The following is a 23,234-nucleotide window of genomic DNA, read 5'->3' on the forward strand; positions in this document are numbered from 1 at the left end:
ACGGGGACAATAGCACCCGCACGTTTTAATCCTCGCGAAGCAGCAGGAGAGGATTAGTAGCCAGCGCACGCCGCGCAGGGATCCAGCCAGCCATCAACCCCAGCAGAAGCATCGTCGCCACCACGCCACCCAGCACAACCGGATCCCACGGCGTAGCCTGAGACACGATAAAAGCAATTACTTTTCCTGCCGCAAGACCCAGCAACATTCCGACAACCGAACCGAACGCCAGCAATTGGAAGGTGCGTCCCAATGCCGCCTGTAACAACTCTTTCTTTTGCGCCCCTAATGCAATGCGAATCCCAAACTCCCGTAGCCTCTTGCTCACTGAGTATGACGCCATGCCGAAGATCCCAACGACCGACAGCATCGCGCCCATTACCCCGAGTACCCCAAGCGAGATCGTCGCCATTCGTGGACCAAACAGAAATGCATCGAGAGCCTTGTAGCGCGTCTGGATATAAACTGGCAGTCCGGCATCCATATTCCGCAACGTATCTCTGATAGTTTGTGACAGCTGCTCCGGATCCCGGCTTGACCTCACCACAAGATAGGCCGAGTTCGAGGGCGATTGCAGAATGGGAAGAAACATCACCGGCTGCGGATCTTCCGTGAGGCTTCCATACTTTCCATCCTCCGCAATCCCCACGACCTGAAGACGCGCTCCATCCGGCAACTTGAAGTATGCGCCCATCGCCTTTGCCTCGGAGCCGAAGATCTTCCGCGCAAACTGTCGATTCACCACCGCGACGCGCGGCGTGTCTTTGTTCTCCTGCCAGGTGAATACTCTGCCCGACACCAGCGCTGTCCCCGCCGCGTGGAAGTATTCCGGCGAGACCTTGAACATCATTGCGTTTGACGCAGCATTTGCAGGCCTCAGATCCGCCGTGCTGTCGGCGAAGACGTTCGAGTCCGGTTGCGCATCTCCCAACGGCACCTGATCGGCCAGGCCTACGGACTCAACGCCAGGAATCGCCGACACCGCATCAATCATACGTTTTTGCATCGGCGGCACCTTGTCGCCGCGATAGCCCGCCATATTCAAGTCCGTCTCTACCAGCATCGTGTTCTGCAGCTCAAAGCCGAAGTTGTTGTGCAGCGAATTCGCCAATCCACGCACCGCGACGATCGAAGAAGTGACCAGCACCGCGCAGATTGCAATCTGCACCACAAGCAGCAGATCGCGGAAGCTCATCCGCAGACCAAACCTGCCGCGTCTTGTCTCGACCGCGCCACCCTTGACGGCCTCATACGGATTGGTGCGAAGCACCTGCCCCACCGGCACCGCGCCAAACAGGAATCCGCTCGCCAACGCCAGAAACAAAGCAACTGCATACACCTTTACGTCCGGATTCACAGACATATGAATCGGCCAGCGGGAGATAGGCTGCCACACGCTCAATGCCCGCAACAGCACCACGCTGCCTGCCAGCCCAACCGCCCCGCCCATCAGCGAAATCAGTAGAGCCTCGGCAAAGAGCCCACGCAGAATCCGTTTGCGGCTCGACCCCAGCGCCAGCCGCAGTGCGATCTCACGCGATCGATCCGAAGCTCGCGCAGCAAACAAGCTGCCAAGATTTGCGCACGTTGCCAGCAGAATCAGTCCCGCTAACAGCATGAGCGCAGTCATAAACGTCCGCATGGGTCGGCCGATGTAGTCGCCATAAAGCCCCGGTCGCGCCAGTTTGAAGCTCATCTTGGGATCGTCTTTGGGATAGGCCCGCTCCAGAGAAGCTCCCACAGCGTTCAGATCCGCAATCGCCTGTGCCGGAGTCACTCCCGCCTTCAGGTGTCCCAACGTCATAAAGACCCAGCGATCTCCGCGGTTGTTCAGATCGTTCTCATCAAACTGCGCATGATTCACAATCGGCACAAAGAAATCCGGGTTGAAGAACATCAGAGTGCCATGAAACTCAGGCGGCGCTACCCCGATGATGCTGTACGGAAATTTGTTCAGCCGAACCACGCGACCGATGACGCCGGGATCACCCTGAAAGTGGCTGCGCCAGTAGTCGTACGTAAGCACGATGTAGGGTGCGCTGTTCGGTCCATGTTCATCGGAGCCATGAAAGAACCGGCCCAGGTACGGCTTCAGCCCCAAAGCATCGAAGTAATTTCCGCTGGCCTCATCGATCCAGGCGCGTGAGGGATCGTTACCCGTGTCGAGCGCCGCCTGCTCTACGTTGTAAGCCGCCACACTCTCAAAGCTGTGGTTGCGGTCCCGAAGATCGAGATAGTCCGGATAAGACTCGGACATGTCGTTGCTGGACAGGCGCCACAATCCGTAGAGGCTCTCCGCTTGGGGAACATTCAGCGGCCGCAGGATAAACGCATTCAAAACAGCAAACACCACTGCATTCGCCCCAATCGCAAACGCCAGTGTCAAAATCGCAACAACCGCAAAGCCAGGCTTCTTGGCCATCCTGCGTACCGCGAAACGAATATCCTGAAGCAGCCCCGCGCCGAGCTGCCCGCCCAGCGCATCGCGGCTCTCTTCTTTCAGCCGTTGATAGCCACCAAAATCAATCCGCGCACGTCTCTCTGCCTCTGCGCGCGGAAGACCAGCACTCTCGAGATCATCGGCACGATGCTGAATGTGCGAGCGAAGCTCCTCGTCGATCTCACGATCGGTCTCTGAGCGATGAAAGAAACTCGAAGCAAAGGAGCGAAGAGAATGGAAGAGTCTCATATTTCCTCCGGTTGCGGTGCAAGTGCGTTGGCGATCGCTGTGGCCAGACGATTCCAGCTGTCCGTCTCTTCCTGCAGGCGCTTAAGGCCCACTGCAGTCAGTTCGTAAAACTTGGCCCGGCGATTATTTTCCGAGGTGCCCCAATCGGCCTTTAGCAGACCCTGCCGCAGAAGCCGAAACAACCCCGGATACAGAGCACCCTGCTCAATCAGCAACGCCCCACCCGAGATCTGCTCGATGCGCAAAAGCACGCCATACCCATGCAACGGCCCAAGCGAGACCGCGCGCAGAATCAGAAGATCAAGTGTGCCGGGAAGTAATTGGGCCTGGGTGGTCAAGTGTCCCCCTAAGATGATTAGGAGGCTAAACCCACTTCCCTAAGCTGTCAAGGAGAGTTATTGTGAACAGAGAATTCAGCCTGAGTGGTCTTTGCTAAGGACTTGAGGAGCAAAAATGCCCCGGAAAAGCGCTTTTGTATTCGAGGACATCAAGGTCAATGTGAGGTTCAAGCTCTTCGCGTTGTGGTCCTCTGTGATGTTCTTTTACATCTACGGAGACTACTTCGAGCTTTATCAACCCAGCAAACTGCGGGACATGATCGCCGGCAGAACTCCATTCGGCCCCGTCTCTCAAGGGAATTTAATGGGTATGTCAGCGATCATGATCGCTCCGAGTCTCATGCCTCTTTTGTCCCTGCTTCTGCCTGCAAAAGCCAACCGCTGGATGAACATCGTCTTCGGCGCCATATACACCGCGATTATGGTGCTCGCGATCAAAGGCGCCTGGCATTTCTACATTCTCTATGGACTGATAGAGATGACTTTGACCGCACTAATCGTCTGGCACGCATGGACCTGGCCGAAACAACCAACTTCAAACTGATTGACCCGTAGCGGTTTACGAACTAGGTTTTCGAGCGTTATCCCGATAAGGTATACTCACCGCCAAAGGCAGACTCCCCCATGAGATCGCTGTTCGACACAGCCCGGACCAATCGCAGCGCAGCCTTTCAGTGCCGCTCTGGACACCACCAGATGCCGCGCCACCAGATGCCGCGCCGCCATCTCCGCGTCCTGCCCAGCCTCACGCGACCTAGTCTCTTCGCCGGCGACTAAGCGCACCACCCTCCAGCCGGCGAAGTCCTCGCCACCAGCGCAAACCGTTCTCTCTGCAACCACAGAGCGCCGCCGTCCACACTTTGGAACGGAGTCGAGCACGAACGGAAAGACCAAACGCACCGCTGCCCCTAAGGAGAGACCCGCATGTCCACCCTGACCGAAAAGACACTCACTGAAAACACCCTGCAAGACCTCAAGCAAAACTCCGCGCAAGGAGTCACTCCCGCCGCCGGCGAAGCCATCCGCTCCAAGCACTACGCCGAGTTCGGCCCCAAGCTCAAAACCGCGCTCCCCGGCCCCAATGCCAAAAAGATCGTCGCTGATGATGACCGCCTCATCTCCCCCAGCTACACCCGCAGCTACCCCATGGTCGCCAAATCCGGCCGCGGCCTCCGCGTCACCGACGTCGACGGCAACGAGTTCCTCGACTTCGCCGCCGGCATCGCTGTCAACTCCACCGGCCACTGCCATCCGGAAGTCGTCAAAGCCATTCAAGATCAGGCCGCCGAACTCATCCACATGTCCGGCACCGACTTCTACTACCAGAACATGACCACCTTCGCCGAGCGTCTCTCCGCTATCGCGCCTATGCCCGGCCCGCATAAGTTCTACTACGGCAACTCCGGTGCCGAAGCTGTCGAGTGCGCCATGAAGCTCGCTCGCTATCACACTGGCCGGCAAAACATCATCAGCTTCTTCGGAGCCTTCCATGGCCGCACCATGGGCGCACTCTCGCTCACCGGCTCGAAGCCCCAGCAGAAGCGCCGCTTCGCCCCCTTCGTCCCCGGCGTCCACCACGTCCGCTACCCCTACGCCTACCGCGGTTGTAGCGGCGGCCCGCAGGCAGAGGAAGCCTTCGCCCTCGGCTGCGCCCGCTACATCGAAGAGAAGCTCTTCAAGACCATCCTCCCGCCCGAAGAAGTCGCCGCTATCATCCTCGAGCCCATTCAGGGTGAAGGCGGTTACGTCGTAGCCCCAACCAACTTCCTTCAGGAGATCCGCCGCATCTGCGACCGTCACGGCATCCTCCTCATCGCCGATGAAGTCCAGTCCGGCGCCGCAAGAACAGGGAAGTGGTGGGCCATCGAACACTCCGGCGTCCAGCCCGATATCGTCTGCATCGCCAAAGGCATCGCCTCCGGCATGCCGCTAGGCATCTGCATGGCGAAGGCCGACGTCATGGACTGGGTACCCGGCTCGCATGCCAGCACCTTCGGCGGCAACCCCATCTGCATCGCCGCGGCCCTCGCCACCATGGACATCCTCGAACGCGAAGGTCTCCAGAACGCCGCCACCATAGGCGAAAAGATGCTTGACCGTCTCCGTCCCTGGGTCGCCAAACACTCTACCGTAGGCGATGTTCGTGGTCGCGGCCTCATGATCGGCGTAGAGATCGTGAAGGACCAGCAGTCCCGCACACCCGTAGGCCCCATGCGCGACAAGATCGTAGACCTAGCCTTCGAGCGCGGCCTTCTCATTCTTGGCTGCGGCGAAACCACCATCCGCCTCTGCCCCCCACTCATCGTCAACCAGCAGGAAGCAGACATCGCCCTCGACATCCTTGAGGAGTGCATCACGCTGGCCGCAAAAGCCTGAACGAACGGTCCTGCCGGACGGGCTCCCTGCGCGGGAGGCTGTCACTTCGTGACAGGTATACTCCTTCGGCTGGGCCTCCCGTTGGTCGGAGGGGAATTGCGCCGACCAGCGGGAGGCCCTATGCTGCTGGCGCTGCCAAGACCGGTATACGCGTCACGAAGTGACCGCCCCGCGCGCAGCGGGCCCGTCCGGCAGGACAGCACCCTTACACCCGCACGCCATACCGCCTAGCCGAATGCTTATGCGAAAGGTTCGGCCCCAGCGCCACACGCGCCGCATTGAACTTCTCCCAATCCGCAGCATCAGGCAGCGCCGGAATCGTAACCAACTCTCCGCTATCGAACGCAGCCAGGGAAGCGTCCACCATCTCCTCCGAGCTCATCACGATCTCCGACGGCAGATTCTGATGCCCGCCAATCCCCGCGCGGTCCCAGAACTCCGACGCCGTAGCTCCCGGCAGCACCGCCTGCACCTGAACTCCCTTGCCGCCCACCTCTTTATGCAGCGACTGCGTAAGATTCAGCACATAAGCCTTCGTCCCGCTGTACACGCCGTTCAGCAGTTCCGGAGCCACCGCCACAATCGAAGAGATGTTGATGATCGCGCCCTTGCTCCTCGCCAGAAACCCCGGCAACACAGCATAGGTCAGTCGCGTCAGCGCCGTCACATTCAGCTCAATCATGTTCTCCAACTCGTCGATCTTCGAGTCCACCAGCGAAGTCGTCCCGCCGAAGCCAGCATTGTTTACCAGCGTCGTAATCGACGCATCCGACCGCAACCTCTCCTCGACCCTACGCAGATCCGCCTTGTTTGTAAGGTCCGCGGCCACAGCATCCACCGAACGTCCAGTCGCCGAAGTCAGCGAAGCCGCCAGCTCCTTCAGCTTCTCGCCATTGCGAGCCGCCAGGATCAGGTCATAGCCTCGGCGTGCTAACCGATCCGCATAAACTGCACCGATTCCTGTCGATGCGCCAGTAATAAGAGCAGTGCCAAGAGCAGTGCCTTTTGAAGAAGTAGCTGAGGTAGTCATAAAAATCTCCGTCCCTGCGAAAAGTGTGAACCAGAAAACTGATTCGCTTACTTAGAGTAGACCGGTTGGTTAGTAGATTCAAAAATACTCTCCCTAAACAAAGTTCTCTTCCCACGCCGTTCCTCTTCTAATCCTGCCCGGACAAACTACCTCGCGCTTCGATCAGCTCCCGCCGTCCAGGCCGGTCGGCTCGCTCAGCAACCCGGACCAGCTCGTTGAAGTACCTCTTCGCCCTCTCTTGATCGCCGGCCCTCTTCGCTGCCTCCGCCGCCCCATAGAGTGACCAGAAGCGATTTGGCTCCCGCTTGAGCGTCGCTTCAAACTCCACCAGCGCTTCAGCGGGCCGCTTCGACTCCAGTAGAAGCTCCGCCAGCAACTCGCGTGCGGGAGCGAGCGGCCCCGGCGTAACCACACTCTTTTCGGTCGCGTCCTCCATCTCGGCAGCTCTGCGCATTCCGGCCAATGCGTCCTCGGGTTGCCCCTGCGAAGACGCCAGCCATGCAACTACTTCCAGTCGCTGAATCTCCACCTGATTCGCCCAGAAGCCCTCTTTCATAGTGTTCAGCCGGTCGCGACACTGCGCAAGAGAGTCGATTGCAGCCCGTGCCCCCACCCCATCCTTCAAATGTGCAGCCCCCAGACCCCGGGCAAAGTAAGTCATGGCCTCTGTATAAGGAAACGGACTCGCCAGCGGCTGGAGCTTTACCGCGCTAGCCCAATCCCGCCGTTCCAGATCATACCGAGCAGGAATCGCCGCCCTCGCAAAGTAGGCCGCCGTCGCCCCGCCCGCTCCACCAATCAGCATCTTCGGATCAAAACGCGAAAAAATCTGATCGGCCGACTCCACAACTCCCTTCGAAGCGTTGTCCTGTGCCGTCTGCAGATAGGCGTACTCCAGATAATCGCTGGCATGCAGCTCGTCCGCCGGCTGTCCCGCGCTGCGTGCAGCAGCCACTGAAGCTACATTCGCGTCAATCGAAGCCTGCCAGTCGCCCACTCGAGTAAACGTATGCGACGGCATATGCAGCGCGTGAGGAGTCGATGGTGCAATCTCGCTGTAGTGCTGTGCCGCCCCAGCCGCCCGTGCCGCAAGTGGCGGAACGTCATACGTGTGGATGATGTAGTGCGCCAGCCCAGGATGATCGGGATACTGAACGTACAGGCGATCCAAAATCGCGCCAGCCTTCAGTTGCCGGGCATAAGTCTTATCAGCCGGATCTGCGGCGGCCGACACAGCCAGCGCATAGAAGATGGCCGCCTCCGTATCCTCAGGGTAAGCAGCGCTCACCGCAGCCATCGCGCTCTCATAGGCCAGCTTCCGAGAGCGCTGATCGGTGGTCGCGTTATCCGTATAGAGATGCGCAACAGCTTCGAGATAAGCGCGCTCACGTTCCGTCTTAGCAGGCACACCTCGTCCCTGTTCGACTGTCTTCAGACCCGCATCAAGCTGAGCCTGCGACTTCAGCCCCGTAGCAAAGGGATTGCCCCAGTCGCTCAATGCAATACCCCAGTAAGCGATCGAGCACGTCGGATCACTCTCAAGAATCGCATGGAACGCTTCAATCGCACTCGCAAACTGAAACGAGTGCATCAGCGCCACCGCCCGATTGAACTGCGGTTGCACCGTGCCGCTGCACGACGTGCTGAAGCTCACCGTCCCCAACTTCTCAGGAGCGTCATGATGGCCAGACTGAGCAAAACCCATTGCCGACAGCAGGGCACAAGTCAAAACAAACGAGGTGAAGCGAGTTCGCATCCGAGTTCGCATCATAGTCACTCTTGGAGAGGATATCCGCCGCCAACGGCCGACTCGATCATAGCCCAGCAGGAGCAAAGGCCCATTTCAAACCTTAACCGCGCACACCTGCTACTTCTTCAACAACACGTCAAACGCAAAGTGGAGGAAATTCTCCAGCGGCTTGTCACTCTTCTCCGCCTTCATCCGTATCAGCGCCCCCTCATAGCTGTTCAGAAGAAACTGCGCGAGCGCATCCGGCCGCATCGACTTCGCCAGATCCCCCCGCTGAATCGCCTGCTGCAGCACATCCGCAATCCCCTGCTGCCACACCGCAAAGACCCCCTGCAGCTCCGACCGCATCCTGGGGCTGTGGTCCGCAACCTCGAGACTCAGGCTCCCCATCAAACATCCACTAATCTCCCCGGCCTGCCCATAGACCGAGATCAACTCCTCGAAGTACCGCCGCAGCCGCTTCAAGGGAGCAACCTTGCGATCTCCAAGTATTCGCTCCGACCGCTCCGCCTCACCCTTCGCGTAAAGGTGAAACACCTCCACGGCAAACTCCTCTTTGCTCGGAAAGTAGTGATAGAACGAGCCCTTCGGTACCTGCGCCAGATCGAGCACCTCCTTCACTCCGGTCGCGGTATACCCGGTCGAACGAAGCCGCTCCAAGCCCACCGCAAGCAGATGGTCGCGAGTTGAGAGAGCAGTGCTCATAACCTTCTAATAATAGACTGGTCGTCTAGTCAAGTCAACTCCTCCACTCAGACTGTCCTCCCTCGATCCAGCAAAAAAACTTGATTTCTGTTTTCCCATAGAACTTCGAGTGGTCTATGATCTGTCTTGCATAGAATTTCTAGTGGAGAGCGGGAAACGTGGCAAAGATAAAGCGTGACAACAACGAGATGCTGAAAGGAACGCTGGACATGATGATCCTCCGCACTCTCGTTGCGGGCGATGCTCACGGCCATACCATTGCCAAAGTCATCGAGCGGACCTCAGAAGAAATGCTCGAGGTCGAACAGGGCTCGCTCTATCCCGCGCTTCATCGGCTGGAGGACAGGCGCTGGGTCTCCTCCCATTGGGGTGTCAGCGAGAACAACCGCAAAGCAAAGTTTTACCGGCTAACCGCTGTGGGCAGGAAGCAACTTACGTCGGAGACAAGCCGGTGGCGTCAGATGGCCCGGGCTATCGCTCTGGTCATGGGGGAGATGCCGTCCGAAGGAGGAAACGAATGAGTTGGCGCAGATTTTTTCGCCGCCGTCCGGCGGATGCAGAGTTAGTTCAGGAGATCAACCTTCATCTGGCCGAGGAGATCGACGAAAACGTCGCACGAGGCATACCCCCTCAAGAGGCGTCGCGAAGAGCTTATGTGAAGTTCGGAAGCCCCACGAAGGTTCGTGAGCAGGCATGGACTCGCAACAGCATTGCACCGCTTGAGACTCTACTTCGAAACGTGCGCTTTGCAGGACGCATGCTGGCGCGAAATCCCGGCTACGCGTTTCTAGCCATCCTTACGCTTGGCCTCGGCATCGGTGCTAATACAGCCATCTTCACCGTCATCAATGGTGTTCTGCTGCGGCCTCTGCCCTACGCCAATGCGGCGCAACTGGTCCACGTGGATTTAACTTCGGCGAAGCTTGGCCCTGATCCTCTCCTGCTCTCCGTTCAGGAAGTAAGAGACTTCCGGGAGCAGAACCACGTCTTTTCTGACCTCGCCGAATACCACGCGATGACCTTCACCCTGCTCGGAGCGAAGGAACCGGAGCGGGTGGCGACTGGCGTCGTCTCCGGAAACTACTTCACCGTCCTCGGAGTGAAGCCGCTACTGGGACGCCTCATCGTTGCCTCCGACGAAAGTCAAACCGCTCCTCCAGTTTTAATGCTGAGCTACGCCTACTGGAAGAAGGAGTTTAACGGCGATCGAAACATCATCGGACGCACCTTCGAGATGAACGATCGTGTCCATACAGTCGTCGGCGTGCTTCCGCCACTACCGGAGTATCCCGACGCCAATGATGTCTACATGCCCACGACGTCGTGCCCGTTCCGTTCCGCGCCGGCGACGATTGCGAATCGCGATGGGCGAATGGTCACCAGCTACGCAACGTTGAAGCCCGGAGTCACCCTGGCCCAGGCGAACTCTGATCTTGCCGCACTCACCCAGCGGCTTGCTCTTCAGTATCCGAAGTCGTATCCCGCCTCTGCAGGCATCGCTCCGCTGACTGCAGCCGTCGAGAGCGAACTGACACACGCGGCGCGGCCAACTTTTCTAATTCTGCTGGGAGCCTCCGGCCTTGTTCTCCTGCTCGCCTGCGCCAATCTCGCCAACATCGCCCTATCGCGGCAGATGCAGCGGTCGCGCGAGATGGCCATTCGCATGGCGACAGGAGCCAGCCAATGGAACCTGTTCTCTCAACTGCTCACCGAGAGTCTATTGATTGCGCTGGCCGGCGGGGTGCTGGGTATAGGCATCGCAGCAATCGGCTCCAGGCTCCTGATCGACTACGCCGCACGTATGACCACGCTGGCGGACGGAATTCACGTGGATGGGCGCGTTCTGTTGTTCGACCTTGGCCTGTCGCTGCTGGCAGGTCTGCTGTTTGGAGTTCTCCCCGGATACGTTGCCAGCCGGGTTCGACTGACAAGCTTGAGCGACTCTGGGGAGCGCACTACGGGAAGCGGTACCGGCACAAGGATGCGCAGCATACTCGTCGCGTCGCAGGTCACAATCTCGTTCGTACTCCTCCTCTGTGCTGGCCTTATGCTGCACAGCCTCTACAACCTGCTGTCGGTCGATCCCGGCTTCAAAACCGCGAATGTGCTCTCGATGCGGTTGTCCTTGAATTGGACGAAGTATCAGAAGAGCGAGACCTCCAGAGCCTTCTTCCATCAGGCACTCGAACGGGTTCAGGTGTTGCCGGGAGTGCAGGGCGCCGCAGTGAGCATGGCGGTTCCGCTGAACAGCGATATGGGCCCGATGAAGACAGGAGTCCTGATCGAAGGGCAGCCCGTGCACCCGGACGAACCCCTGCCGCAGATCGACTTCGCGATCGTCAGTCCTGACTACTTCCGCGTACTCGGAACTCCTCTGCTCGCAGGTCGTCCCTTCCTGGCAAGTGATGCAGTCGATGCCCCACCAGTGGTTATCGTCAACGACCGGATGGCTCGCCGTTACTGGCCGCATGAGAACCCCATCGGACGTCGTGTTGCCTTCGGATCAGAGAAAGAAAGGAAGTGGGCGACTGTAGTCGGCGTCACCAGTGACATTCGTGAGTACGGGCTGGACAAGGCACCCACGGAGACGATCTACTTTGCCCCTGACCAGGCTGGAATGTCCAACGGCTCGCTCTTAGTCCGAACCTCGGGCAGCCCGATGTATCTGGCCGCTCAGATTGAGAAGATCATTCACCAGATCGATCCGCAACAACCCGTCGCCGATGTTCGGACCATTGAGCAGATTCGCAGCGCACAGCTAGGCACTCCACGTGTGACCAGCGTGCTTCTCAGCCTCTTCGCTGCCGTTGCTCTCTTCATCACCATCGTCGGGGTCAGCGGAACGCTCGCGCTCTCTGTGGCTCGACGATCCAAGGAGATTGGAATCAGAATCGCTCTGGGAGCAACCAGGCAGAACATACTGCGCAACGTGTTGACCCGCGGCCTGCTTCCCGTGTTGATTGGCCTTGCAATGGGCTCGCTGGCCGCTGCCTTCGCGACTCGCGTCTTGGCGACAATGCTGTTCGGAATCAAACCGGACGACCCAAGCACCTTCATCGCCATCGCCGTACTTCTCCTCGCCGTCGCCGTGCTTGGTTGTCTGATTCCAGCCCGTCGCGCCGCGAAGGTGGACCCTATGATCGCGCTGCGCACCGAATAGACGAGGGCGCGAAAACCTGTCAAGCCCCTGATCGCTCGAAACCCGCTCCAGACGGGCAGATTCGCGTGGCGCATACACCCTCTTCCGTCCGCTATAATGGAAAGTAAGGTAGTAAAGGAACACAAAAGACATGCCTCGGGGAAGAATACCGGGGCTTCTTTATTCAAGCCGTACAACTCTTTTCTTTTGAATATTTTGCAGGCAAGTCCTTTCAATGGAATATTTTGCGGACGTCGGCCTCCCGCAAGCCAAACAAAAGAATAGACTTTGCTGCAAAATACCCCACAACCCCAGGGGGGAGGGGGTAGCTCTACTCTGCCAAACTTGAACCTGCGTCTAAACTGTGGAATCACCTGATGGAACATCCACGCCGCACCACAAAACTCGCCGCAGTTCTCCTTGCTGCCACCATCAGCGCGCCACAATATGTCCACGCTGTGCTGCAACACACCACAGCGCTGCAGCCCGATGATGCGGCTCCGCACCGCACTCGCCTCATCCTCAAGGACGGCAGCTACCAGGTCATCATGAGCTACCGAATCGTCGGCAACGTGGTCCACTACATCAGCGCCGAACGCGGCGGAGCCGAAGAGGAGATCCCCCTCTCCCTCGTAGACCTTGACGCCACCAAACGCTGGGACCGCCAGCACTCCCAGCCCGTCGCAAACCCCGACAACCCCCAGCCCCCCGCCATCGACCCCGAACTCCTAAAAGAAGAAGCCGACCGCGCCGCCCTCACCCCCGAGGTCGCCAAAGACCTCCGCCTCCCCGAACAGGACAGCACCCTCGCCCTCGACACCTACCACGGCACCCCCGAGCTGGTCCCCATCGCCCAGACCGACAGCGACCTCAATCGAAACACCGGCCACAATCTCCTCAAAGCCGCCGTCAACCCCCTCTCGGCCTCCCACCAGATCGTCGAGCTCAAAGGCGAATCCTCGCCCATCCAGCTCCACGTCAAAGACCCCGTCCTCTACCTCCGCATCGGTGACGAGAGCGTAGGCGCAACCGCCGGCACTCCCCTGACCGTCGACACCCACGGCGCCACCACCCGAGCCGGAAACGACCCCACCGGCGGCTCCGCTACGAGCCGTTACGTCATCGTCCGCGCCGACGTCCGCCGGGGGGCCCGGGTCATCGCCAGCTTCCGCATCGGCCTCCTCGGCGGGGTCCAACGCCAGGAAGACGTCGTCGAAACCACCACTGAGCTGCTGCCGGGGGGGCACTGGCTAAAAATAAGTCCAAAGGAACCCCTCGACTTCGGCGAGTTCGCCCTTATGGAGGTTCTCTCCGACAAGGCCGTCAACCTCGGCGTCTGGGACTTCGGAGTCCACCCCGTCTCCCCTGAAAATCGCGACATCCTGAAGCCCGAACCCCGCCGGGGAGTCACGCTAGAACACCGCGGCCCCGGCCAAAACTAGAAACTGTCAGTAAATTCAGTAGAGAAGCTGCCTATTGACGGGGAATGGAGTCGCGCTCAAGAAACATTCCCGAGACTTCTCTGCGCGAACCGCTGAGATTGGCCGACCCTGCGCGTCCGATCGTACCCTTACCCGCCACCGCGACGTTGTCCCGCGTCAACTTGGCCTCATACATCATCGTATCGGCGGCCCGCAGAATCGTCTGAACCGTATTCCCGTCCTCGGGAAAGCTCGCCAGCCCAAAGCTTCCCGAGAGGCCGAGCGCAAGCCCTGCACCCTCCAGAAAGCGCGCCGACCGCAAGTCCTCGCACAGCGCCATCGTGGTCCCGCTCGCCGCAGCTTTCCCTATCCCCGGCAGGAGTGCGACAAACTCATCCCCCCCATAACGAAAAGCCGCATTGTTCGGCCCCAGGCTGCGTCTCATCAACCCGCCGACCTCCGCCAATAGCCGACTCCCAATCAGATGGCCGTGGGTATCATTAACCGACTTGAAGTGATCCAAATCGACGAACATCAAACTGAAGACCTGCCCGCGCCTCACCTCTTCCTCCAGCATGGTGTATAGGTGCCGAGCATTAAAAAGTCCCGTCACGTCGTCCGTAATGGTCAATTCTTGAATCAGTGTCATCGACCGTGCGTTCTGAATCGCGATTGCAGCGTAGTCGCAAAGAATCCGCAGAAACGAGATCGAATGTTCAGATAGCAGGTCGAGCTTGCTGTTCAGTAACTGAATCACGCCCAGTGTTTTATCGCCCGATCGTACCGGCACGCAGGCAATCGATTGGATCTTCAGATCAGGATGCTTATTCGCAAATGCAGACCAGTGCGGATCAAGCGCCACGTCCGGAACCACCAATGGGTTCCCCGTCGCCGCTACCCATCCGGCAACTCCTTCCCCCATCGGGACCCGCAGCCCCTTCAAAGTCTCCGCATTCTCTCCCACCGCGATCGCATAGTACAGCTCGCCCGATTTATCATCCACCATCAATAGCGACCACCGCTCGGGTCCGAAGAACTGCGCCATCTTGTTCATGATGGCCCCCAGAATCTCTTCCAGTTCGAGACTCGAAGTCAGCGCACGTGCCACGTCGTGGAACACTCGAAGGTGGTCCATTTGACGACTTTCGATCACTTCAAACTGCCGTCGATCCTTCAATCGCTGTCCTCATGCATATGTGCATTTTTTTGCACATATCACATATCAGCCTCTCATAGCTCTCGCCATAATTCAACAGTCCACGGCAGAGACGACATAGTGACTGCGTTGCTCACCCACCGATATGAACCATACTTCGCGATGGCTTTTCAAAACCCGGTTCGCCAATGTGATGGCGCGCTTCCTTCCGCATCACGATCCTGCGAATATACGCAGCCAGCTCCTCATCCGTTCCGCCTCGCACCATCTCGCCATAGAGGTCGTGGTCGCTCTGCGAAAACAGACAAGTCCGTATCTTCCCATCCGAGGTCAGCCTCACTCGGCTACAGTGCCCGCAGAATGGACGCGACACCGGCGCAATAATCCCGATCTCTCCCAGCCCATCATCAAAGGTGAACCGCTTCGCTGTTTCGCTGGCTGCGTGCGGAGCCATCTCCACCAGGGGGCGGTACGCATTCAGCCGCTCCACGATCTCGTCCAATGAGACGACAGACTCCCTCTTCCAGCTTCGGTCTTCTTCCAGAGGCATCCATTCGATGAACCGAACGATCACTCCCTCACGCCGCGAGAACTCCGCGAACTGCTCAATCTGTCCATCGTTGAACCCGCGCAGCAGCACGCAGTTCACCTTCACCGGTCCCAGCCCCACCGATTGAGCCTCACGAACTCCCGCCAGCACCCTTTCATAGCTCTGCGGAACGCGTGTGATCGCACCGAACGTCTCCGCATCCACCGCATCCATGCTGACCGTGACACGATTCAGCCCTGCATCCTTCAGCGGCTGAGCAAGTCCCTTCAGCAGATGACCGTTCGTGGTAAGGGCGATATCCAACGGATCACCCTGATTGCCTGCCGGGCTTCCATCGGGTAGAAATGCCGTCCGCATCTCGGACAGCTCGCGAACCATCTCGATCAGGCCCGACCGCAGTAGAGGTTCCCCTCCGGTCAGCCTCACCTTCTCCACTCCCAGTGAGACGAAGACCCGCACCATCCTCAGATAGTCTTCAATCGGAAGTTCGGCGAATTGGGCTCCTTCATTACCAGTCCGGCAATAGACGCACTTGTAGTTGCAGCGGTCAGTCACCGAGACACGCAGGTCGGTAATGCACCTGCCAAACTTGTCTCGCAGTCTGGCCGGAACCTGAAACGCCTGCTCTTCCAGCTCCAGAATCGCGGTATTTCCATCGTTAATCATCAAGAAAACGTACCCGGATGCCAACTGCCAATATCTACAAACTTTAGATGCAAATGGCTCAAAAAGCGAAGCTAAATAAAGCCGGAATCTCTGCAGAATCAGTGGATCAGACGGCTATGCTCAAGCCGCACCCGATCGTGGGGCTACTTTTGTGATTTCATCTTTTGGCGCAATACGGATGTGCTGCCACAGAATCGCTCAGCAACCGGGATTCCTCTAAGCAGAAAACGCTGTTGCATCTCTGGCATCAGCGTCGCCTGACCCTAACGCGAAGAATATCAGCATCACGACGATTGGCAACAGCATTTATAAACGCCCAACTCCTAAGTCATGTAGACCCTCAAGGGTAGGGCGTTCTGTCACTTCAGTAGCTGAGAAACTCGTTGCTACCGCGCTTCAATCGAACCCCTACGATGGCGAAGACCAGCGCAGCCGTGAAGGTGATCGCGTTCCAATAAACGACCGGATGCGCCCAGCCCGGCGACAAAGTCAGGTCCTGTCCGCTCCACAACGTCAGCAGCGTAGCCACGATCAGACTCTGAAAACTGAGCACCAGGAAGAGTTGGCCGCGACGCCGGCGCTTATCCAGTCGTTCCACCTCATCCGGCGTCAAGTTGCGTTCTTCGATTGGAAGCAGTGCATTCGCCATCGCGTTCTTGGTCTCCCTGATCTTTCCTGTTCAAATCACAGCCTGAGCCGGGCAAAGTCTCCGGAACAGCGTCTAAGTTTGTATTAAATCACAGCCTGCCCGGATCGACCGAGTCGCCCTAAAAACTCTTTGCTGGAGGGCCCAAATCAGCACTCAGCTGCCTCTCGCGATCGGCTAGATAAACGCGACCGACTGTATCCCCACCACGTCGAACCGCTTGCGGCATCGGATGTTCTTGCATCCCATTGGATCATCGCGGCGAACCATATAACTTTGAGCCTTGGCAAAACGAGCTCGGTCGCGATCGTCGGCACCCCTCGGAAGCTGCGCCTTCTTCCTTCTCACCACCCATTCAATCTGGTACTCCCCCTGCTGCCCGCAGTGAGGACAGGTCATCACATGAGTCCGCTGCTCCGGCCGCTCATCAAAAAAGTCCCGCTCTTCCATCCAGCACCTCATCCGATCCTCGACTCCAACGTGGGGTCAAATCTCTTCTGCAATCCTGCCTCAGATGCCCCCTCACAAGCAAGAGTCATGCATAATCACGCGAGGGGCTCGTGGGCCCCGAAACCGGCGCAGGAAGGAAACGGATGAGCAAGCCCAAAAAGCAAGTCTTCTCCAAGGTCAAGGCCGTCAAGGCCAACGCCCGCGAGCGCGTCGGTACTCCGCCCTCAGAACGTGTTCTTCCCGATCCCAAACAAAAGCTTGCAGCCAACCCCAAGCACAAACCAACTCTGGCCGACCTACTCAACTCCTCAGGAGAAGATCAATGAACGCCCTTCGCCTCACTCCGTTTGTCCTCTGTGCTACCTTTCTGGCCATGACGGCACCCGCTCAAACCATTCAAGTCAGCAAGGAAAACCGCACCATTGCGATCACAGCCACCGACAAGGTCCTTGTCCTCGCCGACGTCGCGACCCTCCACATCGGCTTCATCGCCTACGGCCCGGACAACGACTCTGCCTACGCCGCCGGCTCCCGCACCTCCAACGCCGTAATAAAGGCGATCACTTCCGCCGGAGTCCCCAACGACTCTATCGAGAGCGAAAACCAGAACGTCTCGCCGGTGCAGGAGTACCAGGTCGACAAACTCACCCCAGCCGAGAAGGCCCAGCGCAAGTTCCAGGTCACGCAGAGCTGGACGGTCCGGACCAACGCCAACGACGCCGCCAAAGTCCTCGATCTCGCCGTCAAAGCCGGGGCTAATCAATCCGGACAGATCGACTGGAGCCTCAAGGATGAGAACGCCCCGCAGTCCGAAGCCGCCACCAAAGCGCTCCAGCGAGCGCGCACCGTCGCTGAAGAGATGGCGAAGGGCCTGAATGCGAAGCTTGGCACACTTCTCTACGCCAGCAACGAAACCCAGGCTGAACCGCCGCGTCCGCTCATGCGAGCAATGGCTGCTGCTCCAATGGCCAAGACCGACGTAGCACCTTTGGCCATCAACCCCCGGCAGATAGAAAAAACCGCAACCGTCTATGCCGTCTTCGCCATAGAATAGGCGAACCAAAGATTCGCCAGTCCTCCACCGGACGAAAGACAGCGAGGGAACCATGCCAATCCACACCTACCGCGAACTCAAACCCACTCCCGAAGCTGAGGCCCTCTATCGCCGCTGGCTCGCCAAGCTCAACGACGAGTTTACCCGGCAGCAGTCGGTCGAACGCCGCTCTGAGGTCGTCCGCGACGAGCTCTACCAGATCTACTTCGGCCGCCCCCACGGCGGACATATCAAAGCAGTCCTCAACAGCGAACTCGCCATGTACTGCCTCTCCGAGAGCTTCGATCCCCGCAACATCACGCTCGAACCCGAGTACTACGGCGACATCGACGCCGAGCAGTACGCTATCCGCAAGCCGCTCATCTGGTTCTGGCAGATGTTCGACCGCTCCCCCCTCGGCCTCAACCACTGGCTCGGCTTCCGCTTCCGCTGCATGCTTGGCCGCCACATCTTCCGGCACCTCGGCAAGCACGTCAAAATCTTTCACAATGTCGAGTTCACCTACGGCTACAACCTCACCATCGAAGACTCCTGCACCATCCACAAGAACGTTCTGCTCGACGACCGCGGCGAGATCATCCTGCATGAGGGCACCAGCGTCTCCGACTACGCCAATATCTACTCGCACACCCACGACATCAACAATCAATCGAACATCACCAATAAGGTGACCGAACTCGGCCCCCGCGCCCGTGTTACCTATCACGCCACCGTCCTCGCCGGAGCCAACATTGGCGAAGACGGCATGCTCGGAGCCATGGCGCTCGCGACCAAACCCGTGCCACAGGAGACCGTCTCGGTTGGCATCCCTGCCAAGGCAAAGACCCGCAAGCAGGCTACCCAACTCGCCGCCGAAACGCTTTAGTCATAGCGGCTGCCTGCAGATTTGCCGCCTGCAAAGCACCATCGTCCTCTCTCGCAGATTTTTGCGAGAGAGGACGGCTTGAATGCGGAACAACATCTTTACGGTCTCCTCACGCGAACTTCAGTAAACTCGAGCCTGTATGAATCAGGAAGTTGTCCTCATCGTCTTTCAGGTCGTCGTTCTGGTCCTGGCGTTCAGCATCCACGAGTCGGCCCACGCCTGGACCGCCTGGCGTCTCGGCGATCCCACCGCCAAGATGCTCGGGCGCGTCACGCTCAATCCCCTCAAGCACCTTGACCCCTTCGGCTCTGTCCTCATGCCGCTGCTGGCCCTGGTCTATCACTGGCCGCTCATCGGCTGGGCCAAGCCGACTCCGGTGACCGCGCGCAACTTCAAGAACTACAGACGCGATGACATCCTCGTCACCCTCGCAGGACCTGTCAGCAACCTGCTCTCGGCTACCGTCGCGCTCCTCCTTCTTGTGCTCATCAAACACCTTGTCCCTGGCGGAATTCTCGCGATCGGCACCGCGATGGCGCTGGCTTCGCACATCCCCGGCATCGCTACCGACAATCTTCCGGCGCTCTTTCCCATCGCGCTCTTTCTCTACTTTGTCATCCTGATCAATCTGCTGCTCTTTGTTTTCAATCTCATTCCGATCCCGCCGCTCGACGGAAGCCACGTTCTACGGCACTTCCTGCCTTACAGGGTCCTTCAGGTCTATGACCGCTTCGCCATGTTCGGCATGATCCTTCTGTTTCTGGTGGGCGGAAGCTTCATCTTTGGCGTCTTCTTCACTCCGCTTTTGAACACCTTCAACCACATTCTGTTCACCTTGTAGAACAGATGTTTGTGAGAAAAATGTGGAGATGGTGGCCGGAGCGTTTTCCGTTGATTTTCCGGAGTTTTTGAGGGGTGTTTTGGAAAAAGCGGGTGTTTCGACGTGGTTTTTTGCTGGTGGAATCGTGGTGGAGTGCGTGGTAAACGTGGTGGCTTGACCGTCGTCTTCCGACGCTGAAAAATACGCCACGAATCTCAACTATTTTCGCTGCTGCTTTTTACCGGAGTAGGTCGTCCCTTTTTTCTGCCTGCTTTTTGCCCCGAAGGTCCTTCCTACCCGGGACGCTGGCGCCATTGTCGGCCCGAATCATTTACCCTTAGCACTTGATCGCAATGACTGAAAAAACCAACGACTCCTTGAAATCTTCACAGACATCTTTACAGCCATCTTCACGCCCCCGCGTCCTTAGCGGCATGCGGCCCACCGGCCGTCTCCATCTGGGCAACTACATGGGCGCGCTCTACAACTGGGTCCAGCTCCAGCGCCAGTACGACTGCTACTTCTTCATCGCCGACCTCCACGCTCTCACCACCGACTACGCCGACCCGACTACCCTCCGTCAAAGCATTCGCGACGTGGCGCTCGACTTTTTGTCCGCCGGTCTTGACCCGGAGCAGAGCACCATCTTCATCCAGTCCCATGTTCCCCAGCACGCCGAGCTGTTCACGCTCTTCAGCATGTTCACGCCGCTGCCCTGGCTCGAGCGCGTCCCTACCTATAAGGACCAGCAGGAGCAGCTCCGCGAGAAGGACCTGAACACCTACGGTTTCCTTGGCTATCCCCTGCTTCAGGCCGCCGATATCCTCCTCTACCAGCCCGACTTTGTCCCCGTCGGACAGGATCAGGTCGCGCACGTGGAGTTGACCCGCGAGGTTGCCCGCCGCTTCAACGCGCTTTACTGCTCGCAGCCAACCCCCGCCATCGAGAAGGCTCGCGAAGACCACTCCGACCGGGAGATTCTCGCCGCTGAGCTCTCCGCCAACACCGTCGTAGACGGCATCCTGCCCGAGCCGAAGGTTTTGCTGACCCCGTCGCCCAAGCTCCCTGGTCTCGATGGCCGCAAGATGTCCAAGAGCTACGGAAACACCATCATGCTCTCCGAGCCTGAGACCGATCTCCGGGCCAAGCTGAAGACCATGGTCACCGACCCGGCGCGCATCCGCCGCACCGACCCTGGCAATCCAGACATCTGCCCCGTCTTCGACCTGCACAAGGTCTTCTCCACGGAGGAGACGCGGGCTGCGGTTCGCGAGGGCTGCACGACGGCAGGCATCGGCTGCATCGAGTGCAAGGGCTGGGTTGCAGATGCGATCGTCCGCGAGATCGCCCCGATCCAGGAGCGCCGGCGCGCCCTCGAAGCCGACCCCGGCCAGGTCGACGCCATCTTGTGGGATGGATCCGCCCGCGCCCGCCAACGCGCCATCCAGACCCTGCAGCACGTCCGGCAGGCTATCGGCCTCGAGTAACGACCATGCCCGACGAAACTCTACCTCCCCAATTCGTGACAGAAGAGGCAAAGCCCAACGAGCGGATAACCGCAGCTGAAGAGGCCGTGTCGGAGAACGTTGTCTCCGACGCCCCGGACGGCATGCCAGCAGCTTCTTCTACCGGCGGGACGGAACCGGCGACTTCAGAGGCCAGCGAACCCTTCGCGCTCCAGCATCCGCCTGTCCCACCCCCGGCGCCTGACCCCAAGCGCGTCGCCAGGGAGAAGGACAAGGAAAAAGAGGAGGCCTCGCAGTCGCCCTTCTCCGTCACCGTCGGCCAGGTCTACGACGGTCCGCTCGATCTTCTCCTCGACCTGATCCGCAAGCAAAATATCGACATCTACGACATCCCCATCGCGCGCATTACCAGCCAGTTTCTCGAGTACACCCATCACCTCAAGCAGGTCGACGTCGACGCCGCGGGCGAGTTCATCTATATGGCCTCGCTGCTGATCCACATCAAGTCGAAGACACTGCTCCCGCGCGATCCCTCTGACGTCCTCAGCGGCGACCCCGAAGACCCGCGCCGCGAACTGGTCGAGCGGCTCCTCGAGCACGAGCGCTTCAAAGCCGCCGCCCAGATGCTCTTGCAGAAACAGCAGATCGAAGAGGCGACCTGGACGAACTCCGGCCTCAGAAACTTTCGCAAGGATATTGGTGAAGCCGGTGCTCCCACGCTCGACGAAGACCGCGAGATTGACGCCGATACGGTCGATCTGGTCCGCGTCTTTCAGGACATCCTCCTCCGTCTGCGCGAACGGCCTATCCTCAACGTTGATGAAGAGTCGGTCACGGTCGCGCAGATGATCGACTATGTCAAACGCCGTCTGTTGATGGAAGACAAGCCGATCAGCCTTAAGCGCCTGCTCCACAACACCCACACCGAGCGTGCTTTGATCTGCATGTTCCTGGCGATGTTAGAACTCGTGCGGCTGCAGGCCGTGCTGCTCCATCAGCCGGATGCGCAAGGCGACATTCTCATCAAGAAGACGGAAAACTTCGACCAGGTCTTCACCGATCAGGCTCAGGCTCGGGATGACTGGCGGTAAGAACGGTCCTGCCGGACGGGCCCACTGCGCGTGGGGCGGTCACTTCGTGACGTGTATACCGGCTTCGCCTCAAGCCTCCCGATGGTCGGCACAAGATCTTTCTTCGCGACCAACGGGATCGCCAACCGAAGGGTATACAAGTCACGAAGTGACCGCTGCCCGCGCAGGGCGCACTTTAGCGATTCGCCCGGCGACGAACAGCAGCGGTGAACCATAGCAGACCAGTCCCTACCAGCAACAGGCTTCCGGGCTCAGGGATTGGTGAAACCGCTGTAGCAGAGGTATCAATCGCCTCGAAGATCTCTTCACCCTGTCCATCAGTCCAGGCGAAGTCTCCCACAGAGTTGAGAAACGCCTGGTCAGCCGAACCGCCGCTAAGAAATTGCATATTATTTCCTGATCCGATGTAGGTCCCGTTTTTGCTGCCATTCGGGTTGTATACCGTTCCCAGTCCAACCACGCCCTGGTTACAGACGTTCTTTAAGGCGTCAAAGCCCGACGGGGTCGAACTGCACGGTGTGCCATCGTCATAGACCATGTCCGGGAGAGAGGAGCTCGGGGTTCCTGCTACGCCGTCCACATAGGTCACGTAACAGGTAAAGCTCGCGAGGCCGCACCCATAGGTCTGGGAGACCACCACATCTCCACCGGCATCGATGCCATAGATGCCCCGGCCGTTGGCATTGCCCAGATCGAAGATCGTGTAAGTATCCGCGGCTGCCGGTTTTGGGCAGACAAAAATCGTGGCTGCTACGAGAAGGGCGGCCGAGGCATGAAGCCAGTGTGCAGGACGTTTCATAGAAATGACCCTCGAAAAGTTGAATTATAGTGTCGGTCTTTGGATGCGGCGACGAACGATAGTTGTAGCTCGGTGCCTCGGCTAAAAGCGGGTGTACCGCCGTTTGGAGGGAATAGTGCTGATTGTAGCGATTCCGTTACAACTCGAATGGTTATGGCCGGCCATCCGGGAGCGCCTGTAGACCCTTCGTCAGACGTTGCTCATGCTGCAAGGTCTTACAAAC

The 23,234-nt window shown here is 58.8% G+C and carries 22 protein-coding genes; 11 read left to right on the plus strand and 11 right to left on the minus strand.

The window, feature by feature from the left end:
* Window positions 1–25: 25 nt before the first annotated feature.
* Complete coding sequence (locus tag RBB75_RS10730; RefSeq protein ID WP_353068079.1) at window positions 26–2,689, minus strand: ABC transporter permease; 2,664 nt, start codon at window positions 2,687–2,689, stop codon at window positions 26–28.
* Window positions 2,686–3,027 carry a PadR family transcriptional regulator gene (locus tag RBB75_RS10735; RefSeq protein ID WP_353068080.1) on the minus strand — a complete coding sequence of 114 codons (342 nt, stop codon included), beginning with the start codon at window positions 3,025–3,027 and terminating at the stop codon, window positions 2,686–2,688. The genes RBB75_RS10730 and RBB75_RS10735 overlap by 4 nt, the downstream gene beginning before the upstream one ends.
* 115 nt (window positions 3,028–3,142) lie before the next feature.
* Here RBB75_RS10735 and RBB75_RS10740 point away from each other — a divergent pair, with 115 nt between their 5' ends.
* Window positions 3,143–3,571 carry a DUF6326 family protein gene (locus RBB75_RS10740; RefSeq protein ID WP_353068081.1) on the plus strand — a complete coding sequence of 143 codons (429 nt, stop codon included), beginning with the start codon at window positions 3,143–3,145 and terminating at the stop codon, window positions 3,569–3,571.
* A 56-nt stretch (window positions 3,572–3,627) separates the two neighbouring features.
* Here RBB75_RS10740 and RBB75_RS10745 read toward each other — a convergent pair whose 3' ends face one another.
* Complete coding sequence (locus RBB75_RS10745; RefSeq protein WP_353068082.1) at window positions 3,628–3,927, minus strand: hypothetical protein; 300 nt, start codon at window positions 3,925–3,927, stop codon at window positions 3,628–3,630.
* A 24-nt stretch (window positions 3,928–3,951) separates the two neighbouring features.
* On the opposite strand from RBB75_RS10745, the gene RBB75_RS10750 reads away from it, so the two are divergent.
* The gene (locus RBB75_RS10750; protein ID WP_353068083.1) at window positions 3,952–5,403 is read left to right on the plus strand and encodes an acetyl ornithine aminotransferase family protein; all 1,452 of its coding nucleotides are present in this window, start codon (window positions 3,952–3,954) and stop codon (window positions 5,401–5,403) included.
* Between the two features lie 205 nt (window positions 5,404–5,608).
* Here RBB75_RS10750 and RBB75_RS10755 read toward each other — a convergent pair whose 3' ends face one another.
* The 3 genes from RBB75_RS10755 to RBB75_RS10765 all read right to left on the minus strand — a co-directional run bounded on the left by RBB75_RS10755 (window position 5,609) and on the right by RBB75_RS10765 (window position 8,888).
* Window positions 5,609–6,433, minus strand: a complete 825-nt coding sequence (locus tag RBB75_RS10755) for an SDR family NAD(P)-dependent oxidoreductase (RefSeq protein ID WP_353068084.1) — start codon at window positions 6,431–6,433, stop codon at window positions 5,609–5,611.
* Window positions 6,434–6,560: 127 nt separating this feature from the next.
* Complete coding sequence (locus tag RBB75_RS10760; protein WP_353068085.1) at window positions 6,561–8,204, minus strand: hypothetical protein; 1,644 nt, start codon at window positions 8,202–8,204, stop codon at window positions 6,561–6,563.
* Between the two features lie 96 nt (window positions 8,205–8,300).
* On the minus strand, window positions 8,301–8,888 hold the full coding sequence (locus tag RBB75_RS10765) for a TetR/AcrR family transcriptional regulator (protein WP_353068086.1): 588 nt from the start codon (window positions 8,886–8,888) through the stop codon (window positions 8,301–8,303).
* 188 nt (window positions 8,889–9,076) lie between these two features.
* Between RBB75_RS10765 and RBB75_RS10770 the strand changes: the two genes are divergently transcribed.
* The 3 genes from RBB75_RS10770 to RBB75_RS10780 all read left to right on the plus strand — a co-directional run bounded on the left by RBB75_RS10770 (window position 9,077) and on the right by RBB75_RS10780 (window position 13,469).
* Window positions 9,077–9,409, plus strand: a complete 333-nt coding sequence (locus RBB75_RS10770; RefSeq protein ID WP_353070379.1) for a PadR family transcriptional regulator — start codon at window positions 9,077–9,079, stop codon at window positions 9,407–9,409.
* Window positions 9,406–12,048 (plus strand): ABC transporter permease, encoded by a 2,643-nt coding sequence (locus RBB75_RS10775; protein ID WP_353068087.1) that lies wholly within the window; start codon window positions 9,406–9,408, stop codon window positions 12,046–12,048. Before RBB75_RS10770 ends, RBB75_RS10775 begins: the two co-directional genes overlap by 4 nt.
* Window positions 12,049–12,404: 356 nt before the next feature.
* Window positions 12,405–13,469, plus strand: a complete 1,065-nt coding sequence (locus RBB75_RS10780; RefSeq protein WP_353068088.1) for a hypothetical protein — start codon at window positions 12,405–12,407, stop codon at window positions 13,467–13,469.
* Window positions 13,470–13,500: 31 nt separating this feature from the next.
* Here the strand turns inward: RBB75_RS10780 and RBB75_RS10785 are convergent, their stop codons facing one another.
* From RBB75_RS10785 to RBB75_RS10800, 4 genes are all read right to left on the minus strand, one after another.
* Complete coding sequence (locus RBB75_RS10785) at window positions 13,501–14,625, minus strand: GGDEF domain-containing protein (protein WP_353068089.1); 1,125 nt, start codon at window positions 14,623–14,625, stop codon at window positions 13,501–13,503.
* 112 nt (window positions 14,626–14,737) lie between these two features.
* Window positions 14,738–15,820 carry a GTP 3',8-cyclase MoaA gene (gene moaA, locus RBB75_RS10790; RefSeq protein ID WP_179636594.1) on the minus strand — a complete coding sequence of 361 codons (1,083 nt, stop codon included), beginning with the start codon at window positions 15,818–15,820 and terminating at the stop codon, window positions 14,738–14,740.
* Between the two features lie 364 nt (window positions 15,821–16,184).
* Window positions 16,185–16,469: a hypothetical protein gene (locus RBB75_RS10795; RefSeq protein ID WP_179636595.1), complete on the minus strand. Its 285-nt coding sequence runs from the start codon at window positions 16,467–16,469 to the stop codon at window positions 16,185–16,187.
* Between the two features lie 174 nt (window positions 16,470–16,643).
* Window positions 16,644–16,916 carry a hypothetical protein gene (locus RBB75_RS10800; RefSeq protein ID WP_353068090.1) on the minus strand — a complete coding sequence of 91 codons (273 nt, stop codon included), beginning with the start codon at window positions 16,914–16,916 and terminating at the stop codon, window positions 16,644–16,646.
* Window positions 16,917–17,059: 143 nt separating this feature from the next.
* Between RBB75_RS10800 and RBB75_RS10805 the strand changes: the two genes are divergently transcribed.
* The 6 genes from RBB75_RS10805 (at window position 17,060) to RBB75_RS10830 (ending at window position 22,212) form a co-directional block, all read left to right on the plus strand.
* Window positions 17,060–17,242: a hypothetical protein gene (locus RBB75_RS10805; protein ID WP_353068091.1), complete on the plus strand. Its 183-nt coding sequence runs from the start codon at window positions 17,060–17,062 to the stop codon at window positions 17,240–17,242.
* Window positions 17,239–17,970 (plus strand): SIMPL domain-containing protein, encoded by a 732-nt coding sequence (locus tag RBB75_RS10810; protein WP_353068092.1) that lies wholly within the window; start codon window positions 17,239–17,241, stop codon window positions 17,968–17,970. The genes RBB75_RS10805 and RBB75_RS10810 overlap by 4 nt, the downstream gene beginning before the upstream one ends.
* Before the next feature lie 52 nt (window positions 17,971–18,022).
* Complete coding sequence (locus RBB75_RS10815; RefSeq protein ID WP_353068093.1) at window positions 18,023–18,835, plus strand: acyltransferase; 813 nt, start codon at window positions 18,023–18,025, stop codon at window positions 18,833–18,835.
* 139 nt (window positions 18,836–18,974) lie between these two features.
* Window positions 18,975–19,676 (plus strand): site-2 protease family protein, encoded by a 702-nt coding sequence (locus RBB75_RS10820; RefSeq protein ID WP_353068094.1) that lies wholly within the window; start codon window positions 18,975–18,977, stop codon window positions 19,674–19,676.
* Between the two features lie 332 nt (window positions 19,677–20,008).
* Entirely contained in the window at window positions 20,009–21,142 is a 1,134-nt protein-coding gene (gene trpS, locus RBB75_RS10825) for a tryptophan--tRNA ligase (RefSeq protein WP_434557131.1), read from the plus strand.
* Between the two features lie 122 nt (window positions 21,143–21,264).
* Window positions 21,265–22,212: a segregation and condensation protein A gene (locus RBB75_RS10830; RefSeq protein ID WP_434557155.1), complete on the plus strand. Its 948-nt coding sequence runs from the start codon at window positions 21,265–21,267 to the stop codon at window positions 22,210–22,212.
* Window positions 22,213–22,387: 175 nt separating this feature from the next.
* On the opposite strand, the gene RBB75_RS10835 is transcribed toward RBB75_RS10830, so the two are convergent.
* The gene (locus RBB75_RS10835) at window positions 22,388–23,011 is read right to left on the minus strand and encodes a PEP-CTERM sorting domain-containing protein (RefSeq protein WP_353068097.1); all 624 of its coding nucleotides are present in this window, start codon (window positions 23,009–23,011) and stop codon (window positions 22,388–22,390) included.
* Window positions 23,012–23,234 lie beyond the last annotated feature (223 nt).

The organism is Tunturibacter empetritectus, assembly GCF_040358985.1.
Taxonomy (GTDB): Bacteria; Acidobacteriota; Terriglobia; order Terriglobales; family Acidobacteriaceae; genus Edaphobacter; species Edaphobacter empetritectus.

Excerpts from the sequence above, each read along its gene's own strand:
- RBB75_RS10730 (WP_353068079.1), bottom strand. The coding sequence starts at position 2,689 with ATGAGACTCTTCCATTCTCTTCGCTCCTTTGCTTCGAGTTTCTTTCAT.
- RBB75_RS10740 (WP_353068081.1), top strand. The coding sequence starts at position 3,143 with ATGCCCCGGAAAAGCGCTTTTGTATTCGAGGACATCAAGGTCAATGTG.
- RBB75_RS10750 (WP_353068083.1), top strand. The coding sequence starts at position 3,952 with ATGTCCACCCTGACCGAAAAGACACTCACTGAAAACACCCTGCAAGAC.
- RBB75_RS10755 (WP_353068084.1), bottom strand. The coding sequence starts at position 6,433 with ATGACTACCTCAGCTACTTCTTCAAAAGGCACTGCTCTTGGCACTGCT.
- RBB75_RS10760 (WP_353068085.1), bottom strand. The coding sequence starts at position 8,204 with ATGATGCGAACTCGGATGCGAACTCGCTTCACCTCGTTTGTTTTGACT.
- RBB75_RS10765 (WP_353068086.1), bottom strand. The coding sequence starts at position 8,888 with ATGAGCACTGCTCTCTCAACTCGCGACCATCTGCTTGCGGTGGGCTTG.
- RBB75_RS10770 (WP_353070379.1), top strand. The coding sequence starts at position 9,077 with ATGCTGAAAGGAACGCTGGACATGATGATCCTCCGCACTCTCGTTGCG.
- RBB75_RS10775 (WP_353068087.1), top strand. The coding sequence starts at position 9,406 with ATGAGTTGGCGCAGATTTTTTCGCCGCCGTCCGGCGGATGCAGAGTTA.
- RBB75_RS10780 (WP_353068088.1), top strand. The coding sequence starts at position 12,405 with ATGGAACATCCACGCCGCACCACAAAACTCGCCGCAGTTCTCCTTGCT.
- moaA (WP_179636594.1), bottom strand. The coding sequence starts at position 15,820 with ATGATTAACGATGGAAATACCGCGATTCTGGAGCTGGAAGAGCAGGCG.
- RBB75_RS10795 (WP_179636595.1), bottom strand. The coding sequence starts at position 16,469 with ATGGCGAATGCACTGCTTCCAATCGAAGAACGCAACTTGACGCCGGAT.
- RBB75_RS10800 (WP_353068090.1), bottom strand. The coding sequence starts at position 16,916 with ATGGAAGAGCGGGACTTTTTTGATGAGCGGCCGGAGCAGCGGACTCAT.
- RBB75_RS10805 (WP_353068091.1), top strand. The coding sequence starts at position 17,060 with ATGAGCAAGCCCAAAAAGCAAGTCTTCTCCAAGGTCAAGGCCGTCAAG.
- RBB75_RS10810 (WP_353068092.1), top strand. The coding sequence starts at position 17,239 with ATGAACGCCCTTCGCCTCACTCCGTTTGTCCTCTGTGCTACCTTTCTG.
- RBB75_RS10815 (WP_353068093.1), top strand. The coding sequence starts at position 18,023 with ATGCCAATCCACACCTACCGCGAACTCAAACCCACTCCCGAAGCTGAG.
- RBB75_RS10820 (WP_353068094.1), top strand. The coding sequence starts at position 18,975 with ATGAATCAGGAAGTTGTCCTCATCGTCTTTCAGGTCGTCGTTCTGGTC.
- trpS (WP_434557131.1), top strand. The coding sequence starts at position 20,009 with ATGACTGAAAAAACCAACGACTCCTTGAAATCTTCACAGACATCTTTA.
- RBB75_RS10830 (WP_434557155.1), top strand. The coding sequence starts at position 21,265 with ATGCCAGCAGCTTCTTCTACCGGCGGGACGGAACCGGCGACTTCAGAG.
- RBB75_RS10835 (WP_353068097.1), bottom strand. The coding sequence starts at position 23,011 with ATGAAACGTCCTGCACACTGGCTTCATGCCTCGGCCGCCCTTCTCGTA.